The sequence below is a fragment of the Leptospira fainei serovar Hurstbridge str. BUT 6 genome, from assembly GCF_000306235.2.
In the GTDB taxonomy this organism is placed as follows: domain Bacteria; phylum Spirochaetota; class Leptospiria; order Leptospirales; family Leptospiraceae; genus Leptospira_B; species Leptospira_B fainei.
The window spans coordinates 533,413-558,202 of record NZ_AKWZ02000010.1; the positions used below are offsets into that span (position 1 = coordinate 533,413).

Annotated in this window: 24 protein-coding genes and 2 tRNA genes; 13 read left to right on the forward strand and 13 right to left on the reverse strand. The window is 44.7% G+C overall.

Annotated elements, in window-relative coordinates; translation table 11 throughout:
- Window positions 1–103: 103 nt before the first annotated feature.
- From fusA to prmC, 7 genes are all read left to right on the forward strand, one after another.
- Window positions 104–2,224: an elongation factor G gene (gene fusA, locus LEP1GSC058_RS11595; RefSeq protein WP_016549695.1), complete on the forward strand. Its 2,121-nt coding sequence runs from the start codon at window positions 104–106 to the stop codon at window positions 2,222–2,224.
- A 91-nt stretch (window positions 2,225–2,315) separates the two neighbouring features.
- On the forward strand, window positions 2,316–2,981 hold the full coding sequence (locus LEP1GSC058_RS11600; RefSeq protein ID WP_016550582.1) for an LIC_10271 family cell wall hydrolase: 666 nt from the start codon (window positions 2,316–2,318) through the stop codon (window positions 2,979–2,981).
- Window positions 2,982–3,024: 43 nt separating this feature from the next.
- On the forward strand, window positions 3,025–4,254 hold the full coding sequence (locus tag LEP1GSC058_RS11605) for an amidohydrolase family protein (protein ID WP_016549465.1): 1,230 nt from the start codon (window positions 3,025–3,027) through the stop codon (window positions 4,252–4,254).
- A gap of 24 nt (window positions 4,255–4,278) precedes the next feature.
- Window positions 4,279–5,337, forward strand: coding sequence for a cyclic nucleotide-binding domain-containing protein (locus LEP1GSC058_RS11610; RefSeq protein WP_016551014.1), 1,059 nt, complete (start codon window positions 4,279–4,281; stop codon window positions 5,335–5,337).
- Complete coding sequence (locus tag LEP1GSC058_RS11615; RefSeq protein WP_016549688.1) at window positions 5,337–5,978, forward strand: Crp/Fnr family transcriptional regulator; 642 nt, start codon at window positions 5,337–5,339, stop codon at window positions 5,976–5,978. Before LEP1GSC058_RS11610 ends, LEP1GSC058_RS11615 begins: the two co-directional genes overlap by 1 nt.
- A gap of 55 nt (window positions 5,979–6,033) precedes the next feature.
- A tRNA-Arg gene (locus tag LEP1GSC058_RS11620) sits at window positions 6,034–6,107 on the forward strand.
- Window positions 6,108–6,120: 13 nt separating this feature from the next.
- Window positions 6,121–6,984, forward strand: a complete 864-nt coding sequence (prmC, locus tag LEP1GSC058_RS11625) for a peptide chain release factor N(5)-glutamine methyltransferase (protein WP_016550601.1) — start codon at window positions 6,121–6,123, stop codon at window positions 6,982–6,984.
- Window positions 6,985–7,054: 70 nt separating this feature from the next.
- Here prmC and LEP1GSC058_RS11630 read toward each other — a convergent pair whose 3' ends face one another.
- From LEP1GSC058_RS11630 to rpsT, 8 genes are all read right to left on the reverse strand, one after another.
- The gene (locus LEP1GSC058_RS11630) at window positions 7,055–7,399 is read right to left on the reverse strand and encodes a P-II family nitrogen regulator (protein WP_008595143.1); all 345 of its coding nucleotides are present in this window, start codon (window positions 7,397–7,399) and stop codon (window positions 7,055–7,057) included.
- A gap of 38 nt (window positions 7,400–7,437) precedes the next feature.
- A complete protein-coding gene (locus LEP1GSC058_RS11635; protein WP_039948599.1) occupies window positions 7,438–8,739 on the reverse strand; it encodes an ammonium transporter in 1,302 nt (433 codons plus the stop codon).
- Between the two features lie 327 nt (window positions 8,740–9,066).
- Window positions 9,067–10,674, reverse strand: a complete 1,608-nt coding sequence (locus LEP1GSC058_RS11640) for a carboxyl transferase domain-containing protein (RefSeq protein WP_016550981.1) — start codon at window positions 10,672–10,674, stop codon at window positions 9,067–9,069.
- A 20-nt stretch (window positions 10,675–10,694) separates the two neighbouring features.
- Window positions 10,695–11,738, reverse strand: a complete 1,044-nt coding sequence (locus tag LEP1GSC058_RS11645; RefSeq protein ID WP_016550339.1) for a GlmU family protein — start codon at window positions 11,736–11,738, stop codon at window positions 10,695–10,697.
- A 2-nt stretch (window positions 11,739–11,740) separates the two neighbouring features.
- Window positions 11,741–13,573, reverse strand: coding sequence for a glutamine--fructose-6-phosphate transaminase (isomerizing) (gene glmS / locus LEP1GSC058_RS11650; RefSeq protein ID WP_016550886.1), 1,833 nt, complete (start codon window positions 13,571–13,573; stop codon window positions 11,741–11,743).
- 2 nt (window positions 13,574–13,575) lie between these two features.
- Window positions 13,576–14,967, reverse strand: coding sequence for a phosphoglucosamine mutase (gene glmM / locus LEP1GSC058_RS11655; protein ID WP_016550088.1), 1,392 nt, complete (start codon window positions 14,965–14,967; stop codon window positions 13,576–13,578).
- Window positions 14,968–15,004: 37 nt separating this feature from the next.
- Window positions 15,005–15,077 (reverse strand) — tRNA-Val (locus tag LEP1GSC058_RS11660).
- A 16-nt stretch (window positions 15,078–15,093) separates the two neighbouring features.
- Complete coding sequence (rpsT, locus tag LEP1GSC058_RS11665) at window positions 15,094–15,366, reverse strand: 30S ribosomal protein S20 (RefSeq protein ID WP_016550685.1); 273 nt, start codon at window positions 15,364–15,366, stop codon at window positions 15,094–15,096.
- A 527-nt stretch (window positions 15,367–15,893) separates the two neighbouring features.
- Between rpsT and LEP1GSC058_RS11675 the strand changes: the two genes are divergently transcribed.
- The 3 genes from LEP1GSC058_RS11675 to LEP1GSC058_RS11685 are packed head-to-tail and all read left to right on the forward strand — an operon-like array spanning window position 15,894 to window position 18,494.
- The gene (locus LEP1GSC058_RS11675; RefSeq protein WP_039948600.1) at window positions 15,894–16,997 is read left to right on the forward strand and encodes an LIC_10450 family protein; all 1,104 of its coding nucleotides are present in this window, start codon (window positions 15,894–15,896) and stop codon (window positions 16,995–16,997) included.
- Between the two features lie 10 nt (window positions 16,998–17,007).
- A complete protein-coding gene (locus LEP1GSC058_RS11680; RefSeq protein ID WP_016549963.1) occupies window positions 17,008–17,802 on the forward strand; it encodes a hypothetical protein in 795 nt (264 codons plus the stop codon).
- Window positions 17,799–18,494 (forward strand): glycosyltransferase family 2 protein, encoded by a 696-nt coding sequence (locus LEP1GSC058_RS11685; protein WP_016549469.1) that lies wholly within the window; start codon window positions 17,799–17,801, stop codon window positions 18,492–18,494. Before LEP1GSC058_RS11680 ends, LEP1GSC058_RS11685 begins: the two co-directional genes overlap by 4 nt.
- Window positions 18,495–18,521: 27 nt before the next feature.
- Here LEP1GSC058_RS11685 and LEP1GSC058_RS11690 read toward each other — a convergent pair whose 3' ends face one another.
- Window positions 18,522–20,075 (reverse strand): LA_3751/LA_3752 family putative glycosyltransferase, encoded by a 1,554-nt coding sequence (locus tag LEP1GSC058_RS11690; protein WP_016549948.1) that lies wholly within the window; start codon window positions 20,073–20,075, stop codon window positions 18,522–18,524.
- A gap of 250 nt (window positions 20,076–20,325) precedes the next feature.
- On the opposite strand from LEP1GSC058_RS11690, the gene LEP1GSC058_RS11695 reads away from it, so the two are divergent.
- Window positions 20,326–20,913, forward strand: coding sequence for a YceI family protein (locus LEP1GSC058_RS11695; RefSeq protein ID WP_016549945.1), 588 nt, complete (start codon window positions 20,326–20,328; stop codon window positions 20,911–20,913).
- A 245-nt stretch (window positions 20,914–21,158) separates the two neighbouring features.
- On the forward strand, window positions 21,159–21,413 hold the full coding sequence (gene bufA2 / locus LEP1GSC058_RS11700) for a BufA2 family periplasmic bufferin-type metallophore (protein ID WP_016550648.1): 255 nt from the start codon (window positions 21,159–21,161) through the stop codon (window positions 21,411–21,413).
- On the opposite strand, the gene LEP1GSC058_RS11705 is transcribed toward bufA2, so the two are convergent.
- The 3 genes from LEP1GSC058_RS11705 to LEP1GSC058_RS11715 are packed head-to-tail and all read right to left on the reverse strand — an operon-like array spanning window position 21,400 to window position 23,282.
- Complete coding sequence (locus LEP1GSC058_RS11705) at window positions 21,400–22,158, reverse strand: HvfC/BufC N-terminal domain-containing protein (protein WP_016550613.1); 759 nt, start codon at window positions 22,156–22,158, stop codon at window positions 21,400–21,402. The genes bufA2 and LEP1GSC058_RS11705 overlap by 14 nt on opposite strands.
- Window positions 22,155–23,012 (reverse strand): MNIO family bufferin maturase, encoded by an 858-nt coding sequence (gene bufB / locus LEP1GSC058_RS11710; protein ID WP_051133823.1) that lies wholly within the window; start codon window positions 23,010–23,012, stop codon window positions 22,155–22,157. Before bufB ends, LEP1GSC058_RS11705 begins: the two co-directional genes overlap by 4 nt.
- Before the next feature lie 15 nt (window positions 23,013–23,027).
- On the reverse strand, window positions 23,028–23,282 hold the full coding sequence (locus LEP1GSC058_RS11715) for a hypothetical protein (protein ID WP_016550318.1): 255 nt from the start codon (window positions 23,280–23,282) through the stop codon (window positions 23,028–23,030).
- Between the two features lie 51 nt (window positions 23,283–23,333).
- Here LEP1GSC058_RS11715 and LEP1GSC058_RS11720 point away from each other — a divergent pair, with 51 nt between their 5' ends.
- Window positions 23,334–23,792, forward strand: a complete 459-nt coding sequence (locus LEP1GSC058_RS11720) for a YHS domain-containing (seleno)protein (protein WP_016549586.1) — start codon at window positions 23,334–23,336, stop codon at window positions 23,790–23,792.
- 31 nt (window positions 23,793–23,823) lie between these two features.
- Here the strand turns inward: LEP1GSC058_RS11720 and LEP1GSC058_RS11725 are convergent, their stop codons facing one another.
- On the reverse strand, window positions 23,824–24,732 hold the full coding sequence (locus LEP1GSC058_RS11725) for a J domain-containing protein (RefSeq protein ID WP_016550887.1): 909 nt from the start codon (window positions 24,730–24,732) through the stop codon (window positions 23,824–23,826).
- Window positions 24,733–24,790: the final 58 nt, after the last annotated feature.

Sequence of the window (24,790 nt, forward strand, 5' to 3'; positions counted from 1 at the left end):
TCTTTACAAATGAGGCGCTTCTAGAAATCTGGTAAGAATTAGGGCTCCTTTACCCTGGGAGTCTCTGACGTTTTTATAACCCAATCTTTATTACGAGGACCCTATGAGTACTGCAGTCGCGGATTTTAAAGCCAGTGAAAAACTCCTCAAAACCAGGAATATCGGAATTTCCGCCCATATCGACTCCGGAAAGACCACCCTGACGGAGAGAATCCTATTTTATACGAACCGTATCCATGCCATCCACGAAGTTCGTGGAAAAGACGGAGTCGGGGCGAAGATGGATAGTATGGAGCTGGAAAGAGAGAGAGGGATTACGATCCAATCCGCAGCTACCTACTGCAAATGGAAAGATTATACCATCAATATCATCGATACTCCGGGCCACGTGGACTTTACGGTCGAAGTGGAACGCTCTCTTCGCGTTCTCGATTCCGCTATCCTTGTGCTTTGCGGAGTTTCCGGCGTTCAATCCCAGTCCATTACTGTGGACCGTCAGATGCGCCGTTATAACGTACCGAGAGTCGCGTTCATCAACAAACTGGACAGAACCGGCGCTAACCCGTTCCGAGTGATCGAGCAACTTCGCGATAAGCTCAAGCATAATGCCGTAGCCGTCCAAATTCCGATCGGCCTAGAAAACGACCTGCAAGGAATCATCGATTTAGTGACGATGAAGGCAGTTTACTTCGAAGGAAATGGAGGAATGCAAATCGTCGAGAAGGAAATCCCGGCGGAACATCTGGAACTCGCTCAGAAAAAACGCGAAGAACTCTTAGATGCGGCCTCTATGTTCTCGGACGAACTCACGGAAGCGATGCTCGAAGGCGAGCCGACGGTAGAACAAATTAAGACGGCTATCCGGAACGGTACGATCGCTTTAAAATTAACCCCCGTTTTTATGGGTTCCGCGTTCAAGAATAAGGGCGTTCAGAAATTGCTCGACGGAGTTTTAGACTACCTCGCATCTCCAGTCGATGTCACCAACAAGGCTCTTGACGTTAACAATAACGAAGACCAAATCGTGCTTCCTTCCGATCCGGAAAAGCCTCTCGTTTGCCTCGCCTTCAAATTAGAAGACGGACGTTACGGCCAGCTTACTTACGTAAGGGTTTATCAGGGCAAAATCCAGAAGGGCATGACGATCTACAATATGTCCAATAACAAGAAACATAACGTAGGCCGCCTCTGTCGGATGCACTCCGATGAAATGGAAGATATCGATTCTGCCGAAGCGGGAGATATCATCGCGCTTTTCGGCATCGATTGTGCCTCCGGAGATACGTTTACCGACGGTAAAATGAAAGTTTCTATGGAGTCCATGTTCGTTCCGGCTCCGGTGATTTCTCTTACTATCGAAGCCAAGGAATCCAAACACCTGAACAATTTGGCAAAAGCTCTCAACCGCTTTACCAAAGAAGATCCGACCTTCCAAACCCATGTGGATCAGGAATCCGGCCAAACCATTATTAAAGGAATGGGCGAACTGCACCTCGAAGTCTATATCGAACGTATGAAACGTGAATACGGCGTAGAATTGGTTACCGGAGCGCCCCAAGTCGCCTACCGGGAAACGATTACCCAACGTGCGGACTTTGACTATACCCACAAAAAGCAAACCGGTGGTCAGGGTCAGTTCGGTCGCGTAGCCGGCTTTATCGAGCCGATTCCTCAAGAAGAAGGTAAAAATTACGAATTCGTAAACGCTATTGTGGGCGGATCGATTCCTCGTGAATACATCTCCTCTGTAGATAAAGGATTCAAGAGCTGCTTGGATCGCGGAAGTCTGATCGGCTTCCCGATTATCGGAGTAAAGCTTACTATCAATGACGGATCGTATCACGATGTGGACTCGTCGGATATGGCCTTCCAAATCGCAGGTCGCTACGCATTCCGCCAAGGTTTCTCAAAAGCAAGCCCTCAGATCCTCGAACCGATTATGAGAGTAGAAGTGGATGGACCGGCGGAATTCCAAGGAGCTATCCTTGCTTCTTTGAATCAGAGAAGAGGGATGATCCTAAATACTACGGAACAAGACAGCTATTGCAAAGTGGAAGCCGAAGTTCCGTTAGCGGACATGTTCGGATATTCCACCGTGATCCGTTCCTCTACGCAGGGTAAGGCGGAATTTTCAATGGAATTCTCCCGTTACGCGCCGGTCCCACGGAACGTTGCGGAAGAGCTGATGAAGAAATACAAGCCGAACTCGAAAGAAGAAGATTAATCCGAATTCTTCAGGATTTTTCCTCGAAAAAGGGAGCCATAGAAGGCTCCCTTTTCTTTTTCTATCCGACCGATTTGCCGATACCAAAAGTATGTGGGAATATCTCCGAGTCCGGTCGATTTTGTTTCCGTTTACAGCCGGAATTCTCCTTTTAATCTCGCAATCTTCCGAAGGCGGCGCTCGCTCTTCTTCGGAATCCCATACCGTCCAACTCAAAGAGACTGCATTTTCCATCGCCAAAAAGCACGGAATCGATTGGCGCCTTCTCCTCGAATGGAATGGAAAGAAAGAATCCGACGGATTACGGAAAGGGGAAGTCTTAAGATTGCCTCCCAATCCGTCAAAAGTTGCATCGCCAAAGGGAGAATCGATCGGACCCGAAACGGTTTCAACCCGACCGAAATTCCGAAAACCGCTGGAAAGACTTCCACCGGTTGCACTTCCCTTTTCAAAAGTCAGTTACTATCCGAATAAGGGAGTGCTGTTCAAAGCGGGAAGGCATAAAGAAGTGCGAACGGTGTCCGAGGGAAAGGTTGTTGTGGTGGACCAAATGGACGGCTATAGGAAATATATTATTTTAGAGCATGGCGGAGGGTATTCCACAATCTATGCGAATTTGCGTTCTGTGGGCGTTAAAGAAGGCGAAAGAGTAAAAAAAGGCGCACCAGTCGGCGAATTGGAAGAAGGAAGAGGTCTGTATTTTCAGATCAATCAAGGAACGAAAGCTCTCGACCCGATCCCTTTCATCGGCCGCTAAAGAACCGAAAAACGAGTCTTAAGACAGGAATAAATATAACCCGATGGAATGGGAAATTGTTAATGCCAGAGCCGTGACTCCCTCAGGAATCCTAGAAAACGCGACGATTCGCGTAAAGGACGGGAGAATTGCGTCCATCCGTAAAGGAAAGCCTTCCGATAGTCTCCCGATTCGTTTGAATCTGGGCGGAATGTTCGTTTATCCCGGATTAATCAACGCTCACGATCATCTGCTCGGTTCCTATCTTCCGAAGGTAGGGACCAATCGTCCTTATCCGAATTGGCTTCCGTGGGACAACGATCTCAAATCCTCCGTCGTCTTTGCCGAACGCCAACAATTGGAACCGGAACAATTATACTTTTTAGGATCTTACAAAAATTTAATTAGCGGAGTCACCTCGGTCCAAGATCATATTCCGCATTTCGTGCAGGAACCGTTCGTCGATCAGGTCCCGGTTCGCATCCTGAATCGATATACTCTCGCTCATAGCATTTGTTCCTATTCTTTAGGATGGGGCGACGGCCCTACAATCGAATACGAAAGGGCCAAAAAAGAAGATTTACCGTTCATAACCCATATCAGCGAAGGATTCGATGAAGAATCCGAAAATTCCGTCCAAACCTTGGAGTCTTTAGGAGGTTTGGGAGAGCACAGCGTATTAGTGCATGGAATCTCCTTCGATGAAAATGACATACAAGCTATAGCAAAAGCTAAAGCACATTTCGTCTGGTGTCCCGAATCGAATCTTTATATGTTCGGAAAAACGACTGCGATTCGAGCCATTTTAGAAGCCGGGATCAATGTCAGTCTGGGTACGGATTCCCCCCTATCCGGCTCGTTGAACATCTTAGATGAAATTAAAAATGCGCGCTCATTTTTTAGGAAAGAATATGGAGAAGATCTGGATCCAAAGATGATTTTCCAGATGGTTACGTCCAATCCGGCAAAAGCATTCCGAATCTCCAAAGATTTGGGAAGTTTAGAGGAAGGAAAAATTGCGGATATCATGGTGCTTTCCTCAGAAAAGGAAGACGCCTACGAAGCGCTCTGCTCTGCTGACTTGGACTCGATACGATTAGTTATCAAGGATGGGAAACCCGCATATGGGGATCTGACTTTGAAAGAATTTTTCGACGAAACTGGAATTCTTGGACGCGAAATAAGGATCGCGGGAACCGATAAATACCTTGCAGGAGATCCCCTAGGGTTGGTAGAATCGGTCACTCGGGCCCTTGGTTACAAAAAGGATTTGGCATTTTTTCCCATCGGGTGAGATTTAGAGTGGAAGGTAACGGTTTTGGCTGGGCCCATAATCCGGAATTATAAAGGCGGCTCCATAATTTACTTCGAGAAAGATCGTTCTGAGGATATCTATGTCCTAAGGAACGGTCGAGTCGTACTTACGTACACTGCGATCGATACCGGTTATGAAGTAAAAGAAGACGTAAGATTAGGCGAATTCTTCGGAGTCAAATCGGCCTTGGGAAAATACCCGAGGGAAGAAACGGCGCAAGTCGTAGGTGGAGCAACGGTTTTAGTATTCAAGCTCCATGAGTTCGAAATCTTTGTTTCGGAAAAAACCCACCTCATTCTAAAGATGATGAAGGTGTTCTCTAGCCAATTACGCCAGGTTCATAAGAAGTTGAGAGAAATTCTAGGTCAAGCTGAAGCGCGGAATCCCGCTTTTGAGCTGATGAACGTTGCGGAAGTATTTTATAAAAATAACAACTTCGAACATGCTGCGTATGCATTTTCAAAATATTTGGAACATTATGCAAGTGGGCCGTATGCAGGTCGGGCAGCCGAACTCTTAGATTTGGCAAAAAAAGGAAACCCCTACCCGATTAACATGCCGCCACTCGTATATGACGCAAGTTCCTCGCCTCGTATGAGTCCGGAAAACTTGCAGAACATTATGAAACCGGCTACTGAGAAATCCAGTGTCGGATCGGGCGTTGATAATTCCATAACTTCGCTTTATAATAGGGCTCATACGTTCTTGAATGTCGGTAAATTCGAAGAGGCGATCGGGATTTTCAAGGATTTGACCGGACGAAACGACTTCAAATACGATAGCGAGAAAAAACTTGTGGATAACGCTCTCTTCCAAATGGGAGTTTGCTTTCTCAAGTTGAGTAACTTGGAAACTGCAAGTAACACGTTTTCTACATACATTAAAAAACATCCGTCCGGTGAATCCGTAAAAGAATCCTTGTTTCATTTAGCGGAAATAGCGGAACAACAAGGCGATCGCCAGCGGGCCGGTATGTTATTTGGTAAAGTTGCCCTACTCCCTCCGGAGAGGGATAGTCTCTCCCAAAAAGCCCGGCAAAAGGCCAAGGAGCTTAGCGCTTAATGGATCTGATGCTTGAATCCATGTTTTCCAAGTTCGGAAAGACGTACGATCCGAACCAGATTATTTTTTGCGAAAACGAACCCGGGAATGACTTCTACCTGATTCAAACCGGCAAAGTGAAAATCACTAAAACCGTCGGGACTTCCATCAAGACGCTAGATATTCTCGAGCAGGGAGACATCTTCGGCGAAATGGCGATACTGGAAGAACAGCCTCGCAGCGCCACTGCAATCGCTATTTCAGAAGTGAAGGTTTTAAATTTTAACCGAGCTAACTTCGAATTGCTTTTAACCAAGAACCCCACTCTCGCACTCAAGATTCTGACGATTTTTTCCGTTCGCATTTATGATGCGAAACGACGCCTACTTATACTCTTGTTAGATGATATTACGGGCAAAGTTGCCGACGTATTCCTGATGCTTTACGAAAAAATGCACACTCATACGGATTTTAAGGAAGTCGTGTTGAGCATTACCGTGGAAGACGTTGCGGATTGGTGCGCGCAGCCCGTAGGCGAGGTCCAAAAGGTAGTGAATCAATTCTCAAAAAGCGGTAAAATCGAGATGTATTCCGATAAAATCGTTATTCACAATATTAACGACTTTCAAAGAATAGTCTCCCAGAAGCGCAAACCGTCGTAATGACGGCTGAGCAATCCCAAGCCAATTTTCTGGGATTTATATTCGCTTTAAATTCGGTCCCGTAGCTCAGGTGGACAGAGCAGAAGTTTCCTAAACTTTTGGTCGGAGGTTCGAATCCTCTCGGGGCCACATTCATTTTATCATGCCGGATCCTCAGGATAGCGTCCTTAACTTACTAAAGAAGTCGGAAGAATTTCTAAAGAAAAAGAATATTCCTTCGGCTCGTCTCGACGCGGAATTATTACTTGCCGACCTTCTCAAGATTCCTCGCGTAAAGTTATATGTGGATTTTGAGCGTCCGCTTTCGATCGAGGAGAAGGACGCGTATCGGGAAAGAATCGTAGAACGTTCTAAATTCCGCCCGACGGCTTATATTATCGGACGGAAAGCATTCTTCGATTCGGATTTCTTCATAGATAATAATGTGCTGATTCCGAGACCGGAAACGGAAGAGTTGGTAGCTTGGATACTGGAGGAATTTCCGGATAAGAATAGTCGGCTAAAATTTTTAGATCTTTGTTCCGGAAGCGGATGCATCGGAATTAGCCTCGCAAAAGCAAGATCCGATTGGTCGCCGACTTTCTCCGATATTTCCCAAGAGGCGTTGAAAATCTCGGAACGGAACGGATTGGAAATTTTGGGAAACGAACGCGCGATGGACTTCTTCACCGGAGATTTACTCTCTCCCATACCCGCGATATTCTCTTTCGATTTTATCGTCGCGAACCCGCCTTATATTCCCGAATCGGAAAAAACGGAAATCATGCAGGATGTGATCGGCTACGAGCCGCATATCGCTCTCTTCGTATCGAATTTCAAAGAATTCCATGCGAAACTTATGGCGGATGCCTTGGCTTATCTCGCGACCGGCGGAAAACTTTATCTAGAGACTCATCCGGATTATTCTCAATGGCTGTTTGAAGAAGCTCTTTCCATCGGATATTCGGAAGCGACGATTCGCAAAGATCTATCTTCCAAAAATAGATTTATTCGTTTAACAAAATAGGTACAAAAAAGGGGCCGGCATATTACCGACCCCAAGCAGGTTCGACTCGTTTGGGGGAAGAATCAATCCTTTAGATAGCGGAGCTTCCTCTTTCGCCGGTACGGATGCGGATAACATCCTCAAGCGGAAGAATCAGAATTTTTCCATCACCGATTTTTCCGTCGCCGGTCTTGGCCGCTTTCAAAATGGCATCTACAGTCGGTTTGACAAACTCGTCGTTTACCGCGATTTCCAATCTTACCTTACGAAGAAGGTTTACTTGGTATTCATGACCGCGGAAGACTTCGGTCTTACCTTTCTGCTGCCCGTAGCCTTGCACGTCGCTGACCGTAAGCCTGTAGATTTCGTTCTTTGTCAGCTCGGCTTTGACTTCTTCCAGTTTGTGGGGCTGGATAATTGCTACGATTAATTTCATATGCTCTCCTTTACTTATTAAATCAAATTTTCAAAGGATTAAAGAATATAACCCTTCTCTCCGTGAATTTCCGAATCGAGACCGGCGATTTCTTTCTCTTCGGAAATTCTGAATCCGATAGTTTTCTCGATAACGAAAGCTAATATGAGGGAAACGATGAACGAGTAACCGCCAGTAGCTGCAACGCTAATCAACTGAACAACAATCTGATCTCCCTTGCTAGCGACTCCGGCTCCTAATGTAAGAGTGAATACACCCGTTAGAATAGCTCCAATCGCACCGCCGACTCCGTGAATGCCGAACGCATCGAGAGAGTCATCGTACCCGAGTTTGCCTTTAAGAAGAATCGCACCGTAACATATCGGAGCGACAATCAAGCCCATGTAGATTGATCCTACTGGACCGACAAAGCCTGAAGCAGGCGTAATAACTACGAGTCCAGCTACGATACCTGAAGCAGCGCCAAGAGCGGTTGCTTTTTTCGTATGTAAATACTCGATCGCTAACCAGGCAACTCCTGCGGCAGCTGGTGCAATCAACGTTACGACGAATGCACGAGCGGCAATACCGTTAGTGGCAAGTCCGGAACCGGCATTGAATCCAAACCAACCGAACCACAGTAGACCGGCACCGATTAAGGTATAAGTCAAATTATTCGGTTGAACAAGAGAAATGCCTTCTCCTTTACGTTTTCCGATAACGATGGCTGCTGCCAATCCTGCTATACCGGATATCAAGTGAACGACGGTTCCTCCGGCAAAGTCAAGCGCGCTCATTTTAAATAACCAACCTGAACCGGCCCAGACCCAATGTGCGACAGGATCGTAAACGAAAGTCGCCCAAAGCAGAATAAAAGCGATGTATCCTGAAAGTTTAACTCGTTCAGCAATCGCACCGGAAATCAGTGCTGGGGTAATCAATGCAAACATTCCTTGAAACAAGAAGTGAATGTATTTTGGAACGGTCAGTTCCAAAGTATTTTCATCTATTCCGTTCAAAAACGCGAGCGCAAAGTCGCCAAAGTAAGGATTATCGCCGGAAAAAGCAAAGCTGTATCCGAAAATAGTCCACTGCAGAGTCAATACGAGAATAGCGATAAAGCTATGCATCATTGTGGAAAGAACGTTCTTAGATCTTACCAGACCGCCATAGAACAGGGCGAGGCCGGGGATCATAAAGAACACGAAGGTGGATGCTACGATCATCCATGCAGTATCACCTTTATCCAAGGTGGGCACGGGAGCTACTGGTGCAGCCGCAGCGGGAGTTGCGTCCTGGCCCCATACTAGGGCTGGAATCACGAGGATCAGGAACGGAAGAATTTTTTTAACCGATTTCATTTTCTCAAATCTCATCTCGGGCATTTTGTTTACTCCCCCTAATGCAAAAACAGTACCCGGACTAGAATTAAGAGGAAAAAAAAGTAAATTTACCGATTCGCCAGGAAGAGAAGGCGAAACACTGATCTGGAAAGGGTTTTTCTAGCCCTAAGTTTCCATTTATCTCTCAGCGGCTAAGTTTCTTAAGGGTTTTAGAATACGATGATCGGCACTTTGCTTATTAATTAAGCACATTTTGGGAAATTGCCGATATTTTGAGGAGATTGGACCTCTCAACTATTGGTCAAGCTTCCAAAAACAAAAATAAAATAGAAATATTCGTAAAAATTACATTCTAAAGATCGCATAGGAGGGCTTCTGCCCTCTCACGGAAAGATCCGAATATAGCGCGAGGCCTAGCGATTCACGAGTTCGCGCCGGGTCCAAAACTCCATCATCCCAGAGCCTTGCAGTAGAATACAGATAAGAAGAACGATTCTCGTAATCTTCCAAAATGGGTTTCCGAAAAAGTTCCTGTTCTTTCTCTGACAAAGTTTTTCCTTCTTTTTCCAGTTGATCCATTTTTACCGTAAGCAAAACATTCGAGGCCTGCTCACCTCCCATAACGGAAATACGGGCGTTGGGCCACATCCAAAGGAACCTCGGGCCGAAAGCTCTCCCGCACATTCCATAATTCCCGGCACCATAAGAACCGCCGATCACCACAGTGTATTTCGGAACCACCGAAGTCGAAACCGCGTTTACCATCTTCGCACCGTCTTTCGCTATCCCGGAATTTTCATATTTCTTACCGACCATAAAACCGGTGATATTCTGTAGAAAGATCAGAGGAATATCTCTCTGATTGCAAAGCTCGATAAAATGAGCCGCTTTGAGAGAACTTTCGGAAAAAAGCACACCGTTGTTTGCGACTATGCCGACTAACTTTCCGTAAATATTTGCAAACCCCGTAACGATAGTCGTACCGTAATTTTTCTTGAATTCTTGAAATCGAGAACCGTCTACGATCCGAGCGATTACTTCTCTCACGTCGTACGGTTTGCGAATATCTTTCTGAATGATTCCGTAAATTTCGTCCGCAGGATATAGCGGTTCTTCGTACGAAATGGATTGGATCAACGAATTTCCCGCTGAACCCAATGTAGAAACGATGTGCCGTGCGATTTCGAGGGCGTGCGTATCGTTTTCCGCTAAATGATCCGTTACGCCGGAGATCCTACAATGGACGTCCGCTCCACCAAGTTCTTCCGGAGTAACGATTTCTCCCGTTGCCGCCTTAACAAGCGGCGGGCCGCCTAAGAAGATCGTGCCGTTTCCGCGTACAATTACGGACTCGTCCGACATTGCGGGAATGTATGCACCGCCTGCAGTGCAACTTCCCATTACGATCGAGATTTGAGGAATTCCTTCCCTCGATAGATTTGCTTGGTTATAAAAGATTCTTCCAAAATGTTCTTTGTCGGGAAAAACTTCGTCCTGCATCGGAAGAAACGCACCCCCGGAATCGACCAGGTATATGCAAGGAAGACGATTCTCCCTCGCGATCTCCTGAGCGCGAATATGCTTCTTCACGGTCATGGGATAATAAGTCCCGCCTTTTACCGTAGCGTCGTTGGCGACAATCACGCAAGGAGTTCCGCAAATTCTACCGATTCCCGTTACGATACCTGCGGCGGGGACCTCATCGGCGTAGACTTCCTGCCCGGCCAATCCCGAAAATTCCAAGAACGGAGTACCTGGATCAAGCAGACCCTCCACTCGTTCACGTGCAGTCAACTTTCCACGACTCTTATGGCGTTGAATCGCTTTATCTCCGCCGCCCTTTCTAACTTTTTCCAAGAGCCGACGAGTCGCTTCTACTCTCTTCGATAGATCCTCGTAATTTTCTTTATATTCGGACGAAGACGTGCGAATTTGCGATTCTAAAACTTCCATGGTTCCCTCCTAGGAAGAATCTACTTGCGTACTTTAGTTTCGTAAAGGACTCGAATGAGTTCGGATTCGGAAGAAGAAAGTTCTCGGTTACGTCGAGCCATGATTTTTCTGGAGTCGCGTAAAAATAGATCAAGTATATACGGCTCTCCGTTTACCCATGAGAAAGGAGGTAAATAACCTCCGACTCTCGAAGAGACGATATTGCAGCCGAAATCAATGACGGTTCCAGTATTCAACATCACACCGATACCGACTTTCGAATAGTCGCCGATGATGGATCCGAATTTTATCGACCCGGTGTTGCATTCGACGTCTTCTTCTTTGATTTTTACGATACCGTAATTGTTTTTCAAGTCGGAAGTGGTGGCCATGGCTCCGATATTCACCCAGCTTCCGATGACGGAATGGCCGAGAAACCCCTCGTGATGTTTATTAGAATAATCTAATATAATGCTTTCGCCGACTTCGCCGCCTATTCTGCAGGCCTGCCCGATCGTCGTACCGCCGGTTATTCTCGCGTTATCGATCCGAGCGCCGGGGCCGATATAAAGCGGGCCTTCTAAAAAAGAAAACGAAGTAATTTTTACATCCTTATCGATAATGACGGGTCCTGAGGTGACATCGATCACGACCCCCGGAAAAATACTGGCAGAAGGATGTACGTGCAAATGCTTGGATTTACCTACGATTTGAAAATCTCCGGATTTCACCTTTAATTTTCGGATCCATTTTCGTAGATCCTTATTCAAATCGATATCCTGCTCTATCGACCGACCCGTCCCGTCTATTAATTTCCAGGGTAGGAATTCTTCGGGTGTAATGATCAAATCGACATCGCGACCATCGTAGATATTGATTCTGGAATTCCGCTCTAAAAAAGCTTTTTCGAATATCGGTAGAGAATGAGCGTAGAAGAATTTTGCCTCTCCGTATTGGGCCTTTAATCGCTCGAGCGGGGTTAGAATTCCGTCACGAATTTCGGTAAAAGACCTAACTCTCGTTAAAGCCTTTAAACCGGAGGGGACTTCCCTCTCATCGATTAGGATTCTCTGGACCCTCGCCATCGTTATTCCACGGTTACGGATTTAGCCAAGTTTCGCGGTTGATCCGGCGGACAACCTCTCGCTACCGCAGAATAATATGCCAGAAGTTGAAGAGGTAGAACGTTCAGGATAGGGCTTAAAATTTCAGGGCAATCCGGCACTTCAAAACAATAATCGGAAAGCTCTCTAGCTTCTTTGTCGCCTTCCGTTACGATCGAAATGATAATTCCGTTTCGAGCTTTGATTTCCTGGATGTTCGAAAGCATTTTAGAATAAATTTCCGATTTAGTCGCGAGACAAACTACGGGAACTTCGTTGGTTATCAATGCGATCGGACCGTGCTTAAATTCACCGCCTGCATATCCTGAAGCGTGAATATAGGAAACTTCCTTCAGTTTCAAGGCGCCTTCAAGTGCGACCGGATGATTATAAGTTCTTCCGAGAAAAACGAAATCTTTGGTTTTGGTGAAATCAGCTGCCCAAGATTCCAAGAGAGGAGCCTTTGCTAGAATCTGATCCATTTTTCCGGGTAAAAGTCGAATTTCATCCAATAGAACTCGCTGCTCCTCTTCGGAAATAATCCATTTCAATCTCGCGACATATAAGGAAAATAACAGAAGATTGATCACTTGAGCCGTGAAGGCTTTGGTACTCGCGACTCCGATTTCCGGTCCTGCATCGGTTCTAATATAGGAATCCGACTCTCTGGCAATGGTAGAATTCACGTTATTTACGAGAGATACCACTTTAATGAACTTTGCCTTTGCTTCCAAAATCGAAGCGAGAGTATCGGCAGTTTCACCCGATTGGGAAATTCCGATAATTAAAGTATCGCCTTCGACTACGGGATTACGGTATCTGAATTCGGAGGAAGTTTCCGTATCGGTTTGAATCTTCGCAAAATTTTCAAGATAATGTTTTCCGAGCATTCCCGAGTAATAACTCGTTCCCGCGGCTTGAATGATAATTCTATTGACTCTGGAAAGTACGTCTCTCGAAATCGCGGTTTCCGGAAATTGTATTTCCCCGTTATCCGAAATCCTAGATTGAATGATCCTTCTAAAAATTCCGGGCTGCTCGTGGATTTCCTTAATCATGAAATGCGGATATCCGCCTTTATCCACGTCTTCGAATTTAATCTCTTGATTCTTGAATTCGAGAGTTTTTTCAACGCCGTCGAATCCGAAAATCTTGCATTCGGTTTTTGTAAAGTATCCCCATTCTTTCGAATTGATATAGTAAACTTCCCGACAATTGCGAGTCAAAGGAGAGATATCCGACGCGAGATAATATTCTTCTTTGCCTTTTCCGATCAGTAAAGGAGCTCCATCTTGGGCAAAATAAACGCGTTCAGGCTCGTTATCGAAAACCACCGCAATGGCCCATTTCCCGTCGACCTTAGAAAACAATTCTAAGAAAGCTTCCTTATTGGATTTTCCCCTCTTTCGACTTTCGGCCAAGAGATTCGGCAGCACTTCCGTATCCGTCATGCTGTGAAAAACATGACCTTGGTGTTTTAGTTCCTGACGGAGTTCTCCGTAATTTTCTATAATTCCATTATGAACGACGGCCACGATTCCCTTCGAATCGGTATGGGGGTGGGCATTAATTTGGCTCGGCTCGCCGTGAGTCGCCCAACGAGTATGGCCTATACCTACGTTTCCGCGAACCGGATGCTCTTTTAGATAATTCTCAAGATCCTTGATTTTACCCTTTTGCTTACGAACTTGGATTTCACCCTTGTCCAAGACTGCAATTCCCGCAGAATCGTATCCCCGGTATTCCAAGCTGATGAGCCCTACCACCAAAACGGACTCTACATTTTTATCACCGGCGTATCCTACGATTCCACACATACTTATGAATTCTCCATAATCTTTCCTGCCGTTTCTATCAAAGCAGAAAGATCTTTTTTCGTTCGAGCTTCGGCGATGACCCTCAAGATAGGTTCAGTATTCGACGGACGAATATGAATCCAGGAATCCTCGGAGGATAAGCGCAAACCATCCCTGATATCTTCTCCATGATCCGGAAATTCGTTTCTGAATTGGGAATAGATCTGCTCCGGTTTTTTACCGCTGATTTTATAGGCGATTTTTCGCATATGCACTGCTGGAAGACCGCTCAGCACAGAATCGACTGCTTCTCCCTTCAGGGCAAGCAGATTCAAGACATGTGCCACCCCGGAAAGCGAATCTCGACCAAAAGAAGGAATTGCCGGATCTATCACTCCACCGTTCCCTTCCCCACCAAACACCGATTTTCGCCGTATCATTTCCGACACAACGTTGGCCTCGCCGACTTTAGAGCGAAATGTCGGAATTCCTGCAGATGACGCAACCCAATCATTGATGAAGCTTGTGGATAGGTTAACCGTGAGGGAGGCGCGCTTTGGAACTTTATTGGAAGCAAGGTAAGACAAAAAGCTCAGCGGCAAAGTGTATTCCTCGGAAATTGCTCCTTTTTTCGGAGTCAATATCACCAGGCGATCCGCGTCCGGATCCAAAGCAAACCCAACATCTGCCCCCGATTGTCTCATAGCCCTCGAGGATTGACGTAGTGCATCCGGAGTCGGTTCGGGCGGACGAGGAAACGTCCCATCCGGTTTACAATGCAGTGCAATCACCTTGCAGCCTAAACTCTTTAATAATTCGGGTAAAACGAAGCTTCCGCCTCCGTTTACCGCATCGAGGAAAACGGAATATTTTTTCTTCTTAATGCCGGCGACATTAACTCTAGCGAGCACGGAATCGATATGCCCTTGGATTTTGTCCCGACCTTCTTCCACTTTTGAATTCGGCTTAAATTGGAAGGGCTTATAACTCTCGGTTCTAACGACGTCTAGAATTTCTTCCAGGTCACTTGCACCGGTAAAGAAGCCGCCAGGTCCTATGAACTTGAAAGCGTTCCAAATTACGGGATTGTGCGACGCGGAGATCATGATTCCCCCCGCAGCTTTGGTTTGGTTTACGACCGCTTTTACGGTCGGAGTAGGAACTACACCCAGGAGAATTACGTTCTTCCCCATTCCTTGCATAACGCCAATCGCGATGCTTTCAATGAAAGCTCCGCTCGGGCGAGAATCACGACCAATTACGACAGTATTGCCTTTTAGCCAGGTGCCGAAAGCACGGAGGGCGTCATAGATGACGTCGGAACTGAGTCCCGTTGGAATAATTCCCCGGATTCCGGAGACGGAAACCATCAAATCGGGATGTTGGAAAACCGGTGATCGTGGATCTAAAGCCATGGTTCCGGATAGAATCTCTTGAAATTAAAAAATGACATGGGCGATGACAGGATCGAACTGCCGACATCCTCCTTGTAAGGGAGGCGCTCTCCCAGCTGAGCTAATCGCCCGTTATGAAAACGGTCTTTACGCGGTGGCAGCTTGGTTATTAATGCGCAATGCCATCCGACTCTTCTTACGATCAGCGTTTTTAGAGTGGATGAGGTTGGTTTTGGCTGCTTTATCGAGAAGAGAAGCGTATTCCTTATAAAGGGTTTTAAGCGCTTCCTTTTCACCATCTTGGATGGCCTTTAGGATCTTTTTTGCTTGGGTCCTAAGGCGATTCCGATTCTGGGAATTTGCCGCATTTCTGCGCTTAGTCCTACGGATATCTTTTTCTGAAGACTTTATGTTCGCCAAGGATCGACCTTCCTATAGAGGGATGTTATCCAGGTTTTCGCATCTTTCTTTAGTGTCAATGCGGTTTTTTACCTTTGGATGATTTCATTATAATGTGACACTTTAATTATGTATTCTCCCGGTCCTCGATTTTCTCCGAAAAGAAGCATTTCTATTATTTCTCCTACGAGCTCCTCCTTTTCTCGGCCGGCGAAGGTAAAATCCTTAGAATCCAACCTCGGTTTATTAGAGTATGAAGTTCTCGTTAGGAAATACAAAAGGTTAAACGTGCAATAAATACGAGGATTCGAACAGGTTGAATACGCCCGGCGGAACATTCATTTAAAGAAGGTTCGGATTTCTTCATGAAAAATCACTTAAATAGGGGAGCTATAAGAACCTCATTTCGATTATTCGTTACGAGAATTTGATGATTGGAAATTTTTTTCTTTCCTTCCACTTAAAAAACCCCTTCAAATAAAAAAAGGTCGGTATTTTTTGCGGGCATGTTGCCGTCGAATCGTTACGTCGCTAAGAACGAATTCATTATGATTCCAGGACAAGAATCTCAATATATACTCGTAAATTCGATCAATCAGATCGATCCGAATAAGCTTTCCCTATCGCAATTGGGCACGAAGTATATGGATCGTCTCGGCAATCGGTATGCGGTCCGCTTTAATAAAGAAAGCCGCAAAGCGGAATTAGTTCGAATAACGTTACAGAAAGCGTCCGAAGCTCTTCCGCCGCAACGCCCTAAACCGAAATCCGGAAAAGTATCTCCTCCTTTGGATCTGGAAAAACTATCAACCCTCTTAAAGAATACAAAACAACAAAATACCGAATGGATAGACGCCCTTGTGGAAAAGGCGAAGGAAGCGAAGGCAATCGCTCCGGCCAACTCGGAAGGAATTCCTGCTCGCGAAGCCGAAATGGTCGCATCAGCGGCAGATCTCTCCGAAGCGGTCGCAAAAACGTCTCCGGCTAATTTCGACAAATTCGATCTTTCTAAAATCGATTTGAATATTATGGAAAGTAGAAATACTGCCGTCGACGAAAAGGACGATACTCCGTTTTTTATCGAACCCTCGGAAGATAATTCCGGACGGGAAACGAAATTTATCGAAGATACTCTTGCCGGAGTTCAGCGAATTAAGGAAAGAATCGAATCAGTTCTGAATAATATTCGCAACTCTAAGATCTTTGAAGCAACCGGGGATCCGTCGGAGAATAAAAACATCATCGGCAATCTTAATCGGGAATACGATCTGGAGTTTTTTCAAAAATTAGACAAGATCCTGAATTATCATAAGGAATTGACGGCTTTCCCGAGATCGATTACCTACTATGTTGCAAAGTATGAATCGGGCAGAAAGCAGGCGCTTCAGTCGAGATCCGGCGATCATGAGAAATTACAACTCGTGATCCGCTGGGAAATGCAGGAAATGCTGCTTTCCCTAACAAAAAAATTGAAGAAAATGATGCTCGATACTTTGAACGTTTTAAATACTAAGAATGATAACCACCTTAAGCAAATCGCCTATAACCAGCAGCAAATGTTTAAAGACGCTAGGAGCGCTTTATTATATTGCTCGGAGGATGTAGGGGCACTACTTATATCCTTGCAAAAATGGGTCGATAGCGAAGGGTAGAACCTTCCGCATGGCTCTCACTGACGAAGAACTCAAAAAAATCGTGGAAAAAATCCGGTCTGAATACCGGGAAGGCGCTCAACAGAGTCCGAAACTTTTCGACAATAAAGGTTTTGAAGACAGGTATATCCAAACCCTAAAGCATCGGGGAAATCTGGAAAAATTCCTGAAGGACGAGGTCGGCTTTTTAGAAAAAGTAAAGGAAAAACACCGGGAACTAGTGGAGCGGCGCAACGCTTCCAAAGGGGATACGATCAATCGGATCTTGGATGAGCAGGAAGAAAAACTTTCCAAGTACCCGAGAATCGATTTTCATCCTTTGGCGAGAACGGAGATGAGATACTTTTACGGAGCAATGACTAACTTCGCAGAAACGGAATATCCTGTTTTAATCCATATTTTCCGGGGAACTCCCGAATTTTCCTCCTTCCAAGATTCTCTCGCAATGATTGAAAGAATCGGGGTTTCCAGAAGAGGAATGCCATCTTTACGAATCGCGGAACACATTAAAGCGTTGTTAGACGCCAATGGAAACCAATCTAGCATGGAGCGCGATAGTCAGAATATCCTGAAAGAAGTGTCAATAGCTTTGGCGAAGTTGATGCAAACCATTAAGGACTGTATCGAAAAAAATCGGGTGAGCGATCGAATGACGGTACAAGTGTCCGAACGAGAATTTCCGAAAGCCGCAGAAGCATATAAGAATTTGCTTTTCGGCATCGCGTTAGAGAAAATAATAGTCCGCGTCGAAAACATCATCCGGGATTTCCGAATGAGCGAACTAGTGGGCCTGGATCCTAAATGAAACTTTCCATCGTTATTCCCTGTTACAACGAAAAACAAACCATTAAAAACATCTTGGAAACGGTTCGCAAAGTCCCTTTCAAAGACAAAGAAATCATCGTCGTCGATGATTATTCCGCCGATGGCACTCGAGAATTATTGCAAACACCCGCTTTTAAGAAGCTGTACGACCGATTGGTTCTTCATGAAAAAAACCAAGGAAAAGGAGCCGCACTTAGAACCGGATTTCAATCGGCGACGGGCGATATAGTCATAGTGCAGGATGCGGATCTCGAATACGATCCTTTTGAAATTCCTATCGTCATAGACCCGATTTATAAGGGAAAAGCGGACGTCGTTTTCGGAAGTCGCTTCATGGGAAATCGTCCGCATAGAGTCGTTTATTATTGGCACAGACTCGGAAATTTGGTATTAACCACTCTTTCAAACATGTTTACGAATATCAATCTTACCGATATGGAAACATGCTACAAAGCCTTTCGCCGGGAAATTATTCAAAGCATCCATATTAAAGAGAACCGATTCGGGTTTGAACCGGAGATTACGGCAAAGATAGCTAAGATTCCCGGAATTCGCATATACGAAGTGGGCATATCCTATTACGGCAGAACTTACGCGGAAGGTAAAAAAATCGGGTGGAAAGACGGATTTCGCGCCATCTACTGCATAGTCAGATATAATCTTTTCGGATAATTTACCCTTTTTTAATATAGAGAACTCTTATTTAATTATATATTCCCTATATTCCCAAATTTTTCTCGAATCAAGATTTTCTTCTCCGAATCTCGTCCGTAAAGAATCGAGCCAAAAGTCTCGATTCTTTTTTTCTGAAAGCACCGCTGATAAATATTCTCGGACATTGCCTGCTCCGTTTCTCTCTTCGGAAGCCATCTTGTAGGCTTTTTCTCCGTACGAAATAAAACCTAGTCGCTTGCCTTTGTAAGATTTGGATATGTCGTTTAATAACTTTTGGACCCTCTCGGAGGAAATTCCATTTGGGGAACATAGGACGATTTTTTTAAAATATTCGGTCCCGGTCGAGTTACAAAGAACGGCGTCCGAATAGATCAGTATATCCGGATTTCCATTTTTGGAAACCAGTCGCGTGTCCTGAATTTGGCGGATACTAGCTCTATAAATCAAGATCCCGGCAAAACTCATTAGAAAAGAATAAAGTAATAGCAGGTTACCGATGCCGTTCGCGAAACCCGAAAACCGTATGGTCTTCCAATCTGAGATCGCCCAGATTCTTGAAAGGAGGATTGTGAGCGGGAATAAGGACAGTCCAAGATATCTGGGTCCCCAATTGGAGATTCCGTTATTGGGAGATAAAATCGCAACCGCAGGAATAAAAATGCAAAGTGTGCAAAATAAAGTTTTTTCTACGGAATTGATTTTAGACCAAACGAAGAAAATTCTGCCTGCCAATATCGCAAATACCGGCAAATACAATAGAAATCCGGGCATCGCATACGACCCGATTAGAATATCCCAAGCCCAGCGAAAAAGAGTTCCGTCAACCCCTGGATCCGGCTTAAAATTTTCTGAAACCCGAGGTCCTAAAATATGATGATAATCCCAAAAATTAAATAAGAAGAATAAGAAAACGATTAAGGAAAAAGATAATGAGAAGTAAAAAGATTTTCGCAGCCAATTTTTTCCGAAACTAATCCGACCGGCAATCCAGAACGAAGCGAAAAAAACTAATGTCTCAGGACGTAGCCAAACTCCAAGGCCGAAAAGCAAACCGGCGAATATCATCCCTTTGCGTTCGAATTTGAAAAATTGCGTAATGCCTAAAAGAAGTAGAAATAAAAGGATCGGATGTTCGGAGGCGTCCGGCCCCATCAGAAAAACGTACGTTCCAAAGAAGGCAAATGCGGTCCAGAACCAGGATAATTTCCAATGATTTCGCAAGATCCATGCCGAAAACAAATGAAAGATCGCGCCGAAGAAAGGGATTAGCGAAAAAGCTTCCCAACTAGTCAGTGGAAGATATAACACCGACAGGAAAATCGGGAAAACTCCGATAAACCCCTCTGCGGACTTAAATGAATATCTACCCTGCCAAAGAAAAAATTCATAATTCGGATCGATAGCCTTTCCCGGATACCAAAGCAATTCCGAATGAAGGCCGGAAACGACGAGAGAATAGGATTCATGAATTTTTAATAATGAATCGGAAAAAAAACCGTTCCACGGTTTGAGCCAAATTAGTAAACCTATGTACGCGGCGGCAAAAACGAGAAAGGCTTTTAGATTCTTATCACGCACTTAATACTTCCCTTAGTTCGAATGGGCCGTGCAATTTTGATACCGACCGAAACGGATAAGACAAGATAGTCAATGGGATTGACCTCATCCACAAAAATCTGGAAGAGTAAAGCAATTACTGAAAAAAACGGAGGATGGCACCTCTTTCGCGAAAAATTCCAGCCCGGTATTTTCCAAAAAATACTTGTAATTTAAACTATTACAAGTTGAACTATCCAAATCAAACTCCATTTGAGTCAGGTAATTACCTATGAACAAAAAAAATATTCTATTCGTCCTGTTGGTCGGAGCATTCGCTCTTACTAGCGTACAGGCTGGCAACTTTAAGTTAGACAACGCTCATACTTCCGTCGGCTTCAAAGTAAAACACCTTGCTATCTCCAACGTTCCTGGAACATTCAAGGAATATAATGGCAAATTCGCTTTCGACGAAAAAACCAACAGCTTAACCGGCTTAGAAGTTACGATCCAGGCTGCTTCCATTTCCACGAATGACGCAGATCGTGATAAACATCTGAAAGGAAAAGATTTCTTTGATGCTGGCGAATTTGCCACCATCGCGTTCAAGGCAACCAAAGCAGCCGTTAAGAAAGGCGGAGTATCTAAAGTGGCCGGAGAATTGACGATTAAAGGAGTGACCAAGCCGGTCGTACTCGAAGTAAAATACGGCGGTTCCGCAAAAGATCCGTGGGGAAACACTCACCTTGCTTTCGAAGCGGAAACCAAAATCAATAGAAAAGATTTCGGCTTAACTTGGAATAAGACTCTTGAAACCGGCGGCTTATTGGTCGGGGAAGAAGTTTCCATTCGCATTGAAGGCGAAGCAATTCCCGAATAATAGGATCGCGCAGGCGGGATCGATTTCGTTCCCGCCTTGCAATCTTTCGACTAACCACAATCTCAACCGACGCCCTAGTTTTCCCTTTTTCCCATTCAATTCCGAACTAAATCGAAATTATCCTTTTCACATTTATAGAACTTTGTAACCATTTCTCCATCAAATCGAATTAACAAAAGATTAACGGAAGTGCTTCAGTTCGTAACAAACGAACTCCTTTCCGAATTTCAAAACGGAGAAATCGAATGAACGACCTAACTAAACATTTACTGATTGGAGCCGCGTTGACCGGCTTATTGACGACAGGAGCCATCGCTGAGGATAAAACCGGATCCGACTCGAAGGGAGAATGCCATGGAATTAATTCCTGCAAGGGAACGGGAGATTGCGGCGGTAAAGGACATTCTTGCGCGGGAAAAAATTCCTGCAAAGGCCACGGCTGGCTTTCACTTACCAAGAAGGATTGCGACGCAAAAAAAGGAACCTTTAAGAAATCTTAATATCCTTTAGGAACCCTCCTCGAATCAAAGTGGATAAAAAATCCGCGACGGTTTTAGTTCCCGACGGTGGAACTCCAGTCATCTCCACTGCCTCGAGGAGGGTTCTATTTTCCTGTAGTCGTTTACCGAACGTCCACCCCCATTCATCGAGAACTTCCGTTCGAATATCATTTCCCTTTTTACCCATTAATAAAAATTCGGCACTTTTTTCTTCCGGAATTTGGCAGGATTCCTCCTTTCTCTTCTTCCATAGGCCGTAAACTGGAAAATCGTTTTTCAAGAAAATTGCCGTGTCGGAAAAAATAAACCGAAGATCTCCCGGTTCTTTTCCTTCCAAAGAATGTTTCGGATCGACCGTCGGGCCGGCCGGTCTGTGGAAAAGTTGGGCAAATAAATATTCGAATTCCGCCAATTCCTTCAAGAATAAGATTTTCGGAAATTTCCGTTCTAGGTAGGCGGGAAACTCTTTCCCGTAATTCGATAAATTATAGGAGATGGAAGGGACATTATGTAGAAACGTTTCCGCAACTGCAAAGAATTCCTCGTCCCCCAAAACTCGCCAAACTGTTTCAAAAATTTCACTTAATGCTTCGGTTAACCTTACGGTATATCCGGAGGAATAAATTTCTAAAGCCGAAACATCATTCAGTCGTGCTGCGGGAAGGATTTCCTTCCGTAATGGATTTTTCCAATTCGAAGTCAGAATGGAATTAGCAAACTGCTCTCGAAAAGTATTCTCGTTCATATCGTTCCAATCGATAGGAATTCCGCGGCTTTCAAGGCCTCCATTTCCAATTCCGGAAATGGAGGGATATCGGCATCCCATTCCAGTAATACCGGGATAGCTTGGATTTTCTCGGAATATGCGGCCATTAGATCCCAAACCGATTTGGACACCGGTTTTGAATGCGTATCGAACAAAAACTCACCCGTATCGGTAAATCCGGCTATATGAATTTGTCCTACCGAATCCCAAGGAATCCCGTCCAAAAATTGATTCGCAGAAAAACCATGATTAAACGAATTAACGTAAACATTATTTAAATCCAATAATAAGCCGCAACCGCTCCCTTTGAGAACCCCCGTTAAAAATTCCCATTCCGTCATTTCGTCCGAACGAAATCGGAGGTATGTCGAAACGTTTTCAATCAGGATTCTCCTTCCCAGGAACTCTTGAATTTTTTCGATTCTTTCGATGGCAAGTTTTTGAAATCCTTTGGTAAACGGAAATGGGAGCAGGTCGTGCAAATAATGACCGCCGTTATCCGTCCAGCAAAGATGATCCGAAACGATCACGGGATCGATTCTTTCTATCAAGGACTTCCATCTATCCATGTAACGGGAATTCGGAAAAGATTCTCCGAGTAATGATAGAGACACTCCGTGCAACGCGACGGGAAAATCCTTCCGAACCTCCTCTAACATGACCAGAGGTTTTCCTTCCGAGTCCATATAATTCTCGGAAATCGCTTCGAACCAAGAAATTCTAACCGGTTTCTTTTCCCGTAAGTACGGATAATGTTCCGATCGAAGGCCGACACCTATCCCCAACCGATCGAGAGAATCGATCGGTTGAATTTTATTTTTCTGAATCGGCATCATTTACCACGCCTCCTAACCTTGAACCGTACAAGGAAGATTCGAGATCACTTCCGTATCTGCATCCATTTTTAGACCCTTGATAAAACGAACTAGCATAGAATCCAGGTGGAACTCCCACAAATCTCCGGAATAAAAAAGAATTGTAAGATATTGAATTTTATGATATGCGACATTTTCCACCGCTTCGCTCCGGCCCCCGCCCAAAAGGGCGGGGATTTTATCGAAAAAATACGAATGCCCGCGCGGATAAAGCCGAGAATTTATCATACTGATTGAAGACGTACGTAACTTACTTCGATTTAGAACGAAGCTTGTTACATGAACAAGTCACATTTTCTTTTTCCTTTTTTCGTACTTTTCGTCGCCTGCAGCGGTGGGCAGACTGTTGATCCGGTATTCAAAGCAGATGGTTTAATTGCGATTCGCGGTTATGATCCTGTAGCTTATTTTTCGGAAAGCAAGGCGGTAGCGGGAGATGAAAAATTTCAAACCACTTGGAACGGAGCGAAATGGAAATTCTCTTCGCAGAAGAACTTGAATGCATTTAAGAAAAAACCGGAAAATTACGCCCCTCAATACGGCGGATATTGTGCCTACGCAATGCGCGACGGCGAAACTTATGAAATCGATCCGAAGGCATGGAAAATCGTAGAGGGAAAGCTATATCTGAACTATAATGAAAAAGTAAACGGATTTTGGAGTCGGGACATTCCGGGAAATATAAAGAAAGCGGATAACCAATGGGCAAAGCTACCCAAGAAAACCGTGATCCCGTAATTAATAAATCCGTTATTGAATGAAGAAACGCCTATTCGTTTCTTCCTTTCATGACGAGATAGTTATACGAAGCGACGATCCTCTGGGTCATTTCAAGACCGTCCTTATTTACGTCGGGATGATATTTCTTAATTAATTCCTTGTACTTCTTCCTAAGATCCCCGCCGTCGTATTCTTCTGCCAATCCCAAAAATTCTCTATGACGACGTGTCTCTTCGTCCTCTTCATAAGAATTTACGACCCTTGATCTACGGTTTTGGGCTTTGGTTTTTTTCTTCTTTTGTTCATCTTTTCGGAAACGACCGAAAATTTCATAATAGGCACGATCCCTATATTCTGCCGTGAACTCCCGAAGCGGAAACACCTTCGTATTTAAGATTTGGTAAAAGTACTTTCGAAGGAAAACATCCGCTCCGTAATCGGCCGGGATGGATTTCCGATCCAAAAATTCCGCAATTCCATTATCGACTAAACGTCCTAGATCGAATTTATCGTCGAAGTAGGAATCGAAAGCGTCTTCAAATCTCTTAGTGGAGGAAATCAAGAGCAGGAGCAGCTCTTTATCCAGATCGTGTTTGTCCAATTTAGCGATGACGATTTCTTTTAAATGAACTCGAAGTTCCTCGAGATAAACATCGTCGAAATAAACGCCTGCTTTCGCAAATTCGTGCTCTAGTCCTTCGATCTTTAAAATCTTGCCTAAAAGAAGAACCAGAATATCCGCTCTGGATTCCCGAAACCCTTGCGCACCTTTCGAAGAATACGCCATGTCGGCCCGAAGTGCGTAGAGGATCTTATAATAATCCTCCCTTCTGATATCCAATATTTCGATTATTTTGTCGGCAGAAATATACCATTCACAATCCGTACTAGAGGATTGGATTTCAAAAAGTATATCCTCGATAGAGGACTTCACTTGATCGAAACTTTTCGCCGTCACATCAGGTCCCTAAATTAGACCCTGTTTCTTTGAGGTTGATTGTCCAATCCTTTTCCCG

Excerpts from the sequence above, each read along its gene's own strand:
- fusA (WP_016549695.1), top strand. The coding sequence starts at position 104 with ATGAGTACTGCAGTCGCGGATTTTAAAGCCAGTGAAAAACTCCTCAAA.
- LEP1GSC058_RS11600 (WP_016550582.1), top strand. The coding sequence starts at position 2,316 with ATGTGGGAATATCTCCGAGTCCGGTCGATTTTGTTTCCGTTTACAGCC.
- LEP1GSC058_RS11605 (WP_016549465.1), top strand. The coding sequence starts at position 3,025 with ATGGAATGGGAAATTGTTAATGCCAGAGCCGTGACTCCCTCAGGAATC.
- LEP1GSC058_RS11615 (WP_016549688.1), top strand. The coding sequence starts at position 5,337 with ATGGATCTGATGCTTGAATCCATGTTTTCCAAGTTCGGAAAGACGTAC.
- prmC (WP_016550601.1), top strand. The coding sequence starts at position 6,121 with ATGCCGGATCCTCAGGATAGCGTCCTTAACTTACTAAAGAAGTCGGAA.
- LEP1GSC058_RS11630 (WP_008595143.1), bottom strand. The coding sequence starts at position 7,399 with ATGAAATTAATCGTAGCAATTATCCAGCCCCACAAACTGGAAGAAGTC.
- LEP1GSC058_RS11635 (WP_039948599.1), bottom strand. The coding sequence starts at position 8,739 with ATGAAATCGGTTAAAAAAATTCTTCCGTTCCTGATCCTCGTGATTCCA.
- LEP1GSC058_RS11640 (WP_016550981.1), bottom strand. The coding sequence starts at position 10,674 with ATGGAAGTTTTAGAATCGCAAATTCGCACGTCTTCGTCCGAATATAAA.
- LEP1GSC058_RS11645 (WP_016550339.1), bottom strand. The coding sequence starts at position 11,738 with ATGGCGAGGGTCCAGAGAATCCTAATCGATGAGAGGGAAGTCCCCTCC.
- glmS (WP_016550886.1), bottom strand. The coding sequence starts at position 13,573 with ATGTGTGGAATCGTAGGATACGCCGGTGATAAAAATGTAGAGTCCGTT.
- glmM (WP_016550088.1), bottom strand. The coding sequence starts at position 14,967 with ATGGCTTTAGATCCACGATCACCGGTTTTCCAACATCCCGATTTGATG.
- LEP1GSC058_RS11675 (WP_039948600.1), top strand. The coding sequence starts at position 15,894 with ATGATTCCAGGACAAGAATCTCAATATATACTCGTAAATTCGATCAAT.
- LEP1GSC058_RS11680 (WP_016549963.1), top strand. The coding sequence starts at position 17,008 with ATGGCTCTCACTGACGAAGAACTCAAAAAAATCGTGGAAAAAATCCGG.
- LEP1GSC058_RS11685 (WP_016549469.1), top strand. The coding sequence starts at position 17,799 with ATGAAACTTTCCATCGTTATTCCCTGTTACAACGAAAAACAAACCATT.
- LEP1GSC058_RS11695 (WP_016549945.1), top strand. The coding sequence starts at position 20,326 with ATGAACAAAAAAAATATTCTATTCGTCCTGTTGGTCGGAGCATTCGCT.
- bufA2 (WP_016550648.1), top strand. The coding sequence starts at position 21,159 with ATGAACGACCTAACTAAACATTTACTGATTGGAGCCGCGTTGACCGGC.
- LEP1GSC058_RS11705 (WP_016550613.1), bottom strand. The coding sequence starts at position 22,158 with ATGAACGAGAATACTTTTCGAGAGCAGTTTGCTAATTCCATTCTGACT.
- bufB (WP_051133823.1), bottom strand. The coding sequence starts at position 23,012 with ATGCCGATTCAGAAAAATAAAATTCAACCGATCGATTCTCTCGATCGG.
- LEP1GSC058_RS11715 (WP_016550318.1), bottom strand. The coding sequence starts at position 23,282 with ATGATAAATTCTCGGCTTTATCCGCGCGGGCATTCGTATTTTTTCGAT.
- LEP1GSC058_RS11720 (WP_016549586.1), top strand. The coding sequence starts at position 23,334 with ATGAACAAGTCACATTTTCTTTTTCCTTTTTTCGTACTTTTCGTCGCC.